Source organism: uncultured Corynebacterium sp., from assembly GCF_937999985.1.
Classification (GTDB): domain Bacteria; phylum Actinomycetota; class Actinomycetes; order Mycobacteriales; family Mycobacteriaceae; genus Corynebacterium.
Genome location: NZ_CALLDG010000076.1, coordinates 1 through 3,501 on the forward strand (window position 1 = coordinate 1; position 3,501 = coordinate 3,501).

The 3,501-nt window shown below is 59.0% G+C and carries 3 protein-coding genes and 1 pseudogene; all 4 read right to left on the bottom strand.

Features of this window, described 5'->3' with window-relative positions:
* Positions 1-670, bottom strand: a pseudogene (locus Q0331_RS03640) (DNA-directed RNA polymerase subunit beta); the annotation flags it as partial.
* A 289-nt stretch (positions 671-959) separates the two neighbouring features.
* Positions 960-2,012 (bottom strand): DUF3068 domain-containing protein, encoded by a 1,053-nt coding sequence (locus tag Q0331_RS03645; protein WP_298074968.1) that lies wholly within the window; start codon positions 2,010-2,012, stop codon positions 960-962.
* A 195-nt stretch (positions 2,013-2,207) separates the two neighbouring features.
* Positions 2,208-2,594: a 50S ribosomal protein L7/L12 gene (gene rplL, locus Q0331_RS03650; RefSeq protein WP_298074970.1), complete on the bottom strand. Its 387-nt coding sequence runs from the start codon at positions 2,592-2,594 to the stop codon at positions 2,208-2,210.
* Between the two features lie 94 nt (positions 2,595-2,688).
* Entirely contained in the window at positions 2,689-3,204 is a 516-nt protein-coding gene (gene rplJ, locus Q0331_RS03655) for a 50S ribosomal protein L10 (protein ID WP_005292022.1), read from the bottom strand.
* Positions 3,205-3,501: the final 297 nt, after the last annotated feature.

Here is a 3,501-nt window from a genome sequence, read left to right on the forward strand (position 1 = left end):
TGACCGGCTGGCGGCGCTTGCGGTCGATGCGCACGCCGACGGTGTCGCGCTTGTCCACGTCGAACTCGAGCCATGCACCGCGGGAAGGGATCACCTTCACGGAGTGCAGGGGACGCTCGGTGGAGGCGTCGATGGAGGCGTCGAAGTACACGCCCGGGGAACGGACGAGCTGGGAGACAACGACACGCTCCGTGCCGTTGATGATGAACGTGCCCTTGTCGGTCATCATCGGGAAGTCACCGATGAAGACCGTCTGGGACTTGATCTCACCAGACATGGAGTTGGTGAATTCCGCGGTCACGTACAGCGGTGCCGCGTAGTTGATGTCCTTATCCTTCGCCTCGTCGATGGTGGACTTCACGTCATCGAAGCGTGGCTCGGACAGGGTGAGGGACATGTTCTCGGAGTAGTCCTCGATCGGAGAGAGCTCCTCGAGAATCTCCTCGAGTCCGCTCATGATGCGGACGTCCTCCCCTGCCTCTGCTTGGGCGCGGGCACGCCACTCAGGCGTGCCAACGAGCCAAGCGAAGGACTCTCGTTGGAGGTCAAGAAGGCCTGGAACCTCAATCGGAGCGTCGATCTTCGCAAAGCTGTGTCGCTGCGGAGCTCCGGGAATTCCGGCCACTGAGCTGGTCTGGCGGGAGACTGCCAAGATGGGTCCTTCCAGCACAACATTGGTCGGGCACTACGTGGTGGAGCTGTAGTGCGCGGCCGTGATTGTGTGTGTACGGTCTCGTGATGGTCGATTTAGTTGGATTTTCCCTGCCAAACTATCCCCACGCAGAAACGACTAAACGACCTTGTCAAATGGCCTTTTTGGCTCGTTTGGCAAAGTCTGCTTCATACGTAATGTCTTCACATCACTTCTGCGTAGCTTTGTAGTCGTTTCGTTGTAGCCGATAGCTCAACAAATCAAATCCAGCGCAACGAACCATCCTATAGCATGGCTGCGCGAATGTCTAGGCTTCTTCCACCTGACTCTCAGGCTCCCCCGCCCGACTCTCAGCTCGACGCTCAGCCCTACGCTTGGCACGTCGCCACAGGACCAACACCACGGATGCTGCTGCCACAATAACACCCGCGACAATCAATGCAACTCCCCATTTATCGGTGTGGCGCTGTCCGCTGACCTCCATAGCCTGATCCAGCATGGACTGCGTCACCCGCTGTGGGGTCTTGCCGTGGAACTGCAGCAGGTTCTGCACGTCCTTACCGGAATCGTCACGGTACGTGTCCTTCACGTTCTCCTCCACGCTCACCAGCAGGCCGGACTTCGGCTCTACCGCCAGCTCGCGCCAGCCTTCGTGGAACAGCTGAGCGCGCTGTGGCTTGCCGCCCTCCCCTTCAACGGTGATGGTGTTGCGTACTCCCGCGTACTCCTTGGCCACGGAGGTTGCCGGGATCTCTTGGCGGAAGACGTACAGCTCGTGCTCGCGCCCGTCAGCGGTGGTGACATTGCGAGTGCCGGTGAACTCCGCAGGCAGCGCGCGACGTAGCGTCATATCGAAATAGTCATAAGAGCGCTGCTCAGTACCCTGCGGGAATTTGGCCCAGTAACCGGCGATCTCGCCGTCGGTGGCCGGGGTAGCGGGCGTGTCCGAGACCTTCGCATTACCCTTCGCCTCGCCCGTGCGACGATCCACGGTAAAGCTCCAGACCTGTGCGTCCAGCAGCGATTCCAGATCGTCCTCCACATCCGTACGAGCGGTGGTCACGCCGACGCGCGCACTGGCTTCCTCATCGGTGGCGGGTTCCTCGAGCGTGATCTTGAACTGGCGGTTGACCGGCGCCGTCACGTCCTCTTTACCGTCTAGCCCTTGGTAGTTCGGGCCGATAACCGCCGCGGGATCGTTCAGGGTGAGCGTTGTCGCGGCCAGGTCTAGAGGCACGGCCTTGTCGTTCGATACAACCTTTGGGAGCATGACGCCCACAGTGATCAGCGCTACGCCAATCAGCGCACCGAGCGCACCCAGGATGTAGAGGCCTTTGCCGGAGCCCTTTTTATTCGTCACTTCTCTGCCACCATCTGCGATTAGATCAGTTTTAGCTACCCGCGCGCCCGGAGAACTGGGCACACGATTCAATATTTGTCACTTAAGCGTAGCAAGACAACAAAAAACCGCCGGAAATCACGGAACGTGATTCCCAGCGGCTTTGATTTGCCTGCACATTCGGCACTAGGCCGAAGCGCGGTAAGTAAGGCAGACTTACTTGAGGGAGACCTTTGCGCCAGCCTCTTCCAGCTTGGTCTTAGCAGCCTCAGCGTCATCCTTGGAAGCGCCCTCCAGGATAGCCTTCGGAGCACCCTCAACCAGCTCCTTGGCCTCCTTCAGGCCCAGGCCGGAAACGACCTCGCGGACAACCTTAATAACGCCGATCTTCTTAGCGCCTGCGTCCTCCAGAACGACGTCGAACTCGTCCTTCTCCTCAGCAGCAGCGCCGCCCTCAGCGCCCGGAGCAGCAGCAACGGCAGCAACCGGAGCAGCAGCGGTGACGTCGAAGACCTCTTCGAATTCCTTAACGAACTCAGACAGTTCGATGAGGGTCATTTCCTTGAAAGCCTCGATGAGCTCGTCCTTGGTGAGCTTAGCCATGATGGCATCCTTTCGTAGTTGCGCCGGTGAGCCGAAAAGTGTTGGCGGCCCGGCCGGCAAAGTGTTTTATGTCTTATGTATGAGCGGAGGGAACTTACTGTTCCTTCTTCTCCTGCAGTGCAGCGGCCAGGCGTGCAACCTGGGATGCTGGTGCGTTGAACAGGCCTGCGGCCTTTGCCAAGGAACCCTGCATGGCACCGGCCAGCTTGGCCAGCGTGGTTTCGCGATTGTCCAGCTCGGCGATTGCCTCAACCTGAGCGGCATCAATCGTGGCACCGTCCATGTAGCCACCCTTGATCACGAAGTTCTTGTGATCCTTGCCGAAGTCCTTCATAGCCTTCGCAGCGTCCACGGCCTCGCCGTTTACGAATGCGATTGCGGTAGGACCGGTCAGCAGGGACTCATCAAGCTCAATGCCGGCTTCGCGTGCAGCCAGCTTGATCATGGTGTTCTTGGCGACGGAGTAGGTAACGTCCGAACCCAGTGCGCGACGCAGCTCGGTGGTCTCAGCCACGGACAGGCCACGGTACTCGGTCAACAGAGTGGACTGTGCCTGCTCGAAGCGTGCCTTGAGCTCTTCCAGCGAAGCGGTGTTCTTCGGATTAGCCATACTCTCGCCTCCTTCCTGATGTTTACGGTGTACGTTTTTGCAGTACGTCCACCGACGATCATTGTTGAAGGGCAACACTGTACATAAACGACAAAGCGCCTCGCGTTTCCGGCGTTTTACGCAAGAAGCACAAGGCGCATTCGTAGGATCCCCGGCTTTCTAGGGCTGGAATCCGATCCGAACGTCTAATCGTGTTACCTGCGTGGGCCGTCATCTATGACGATGATCCTTCAATCTCCTGCCCGCTCTCCCCCGTTAAGGTTCGCGCGGACGGTGATGACCGACGGTCTTCGGTGA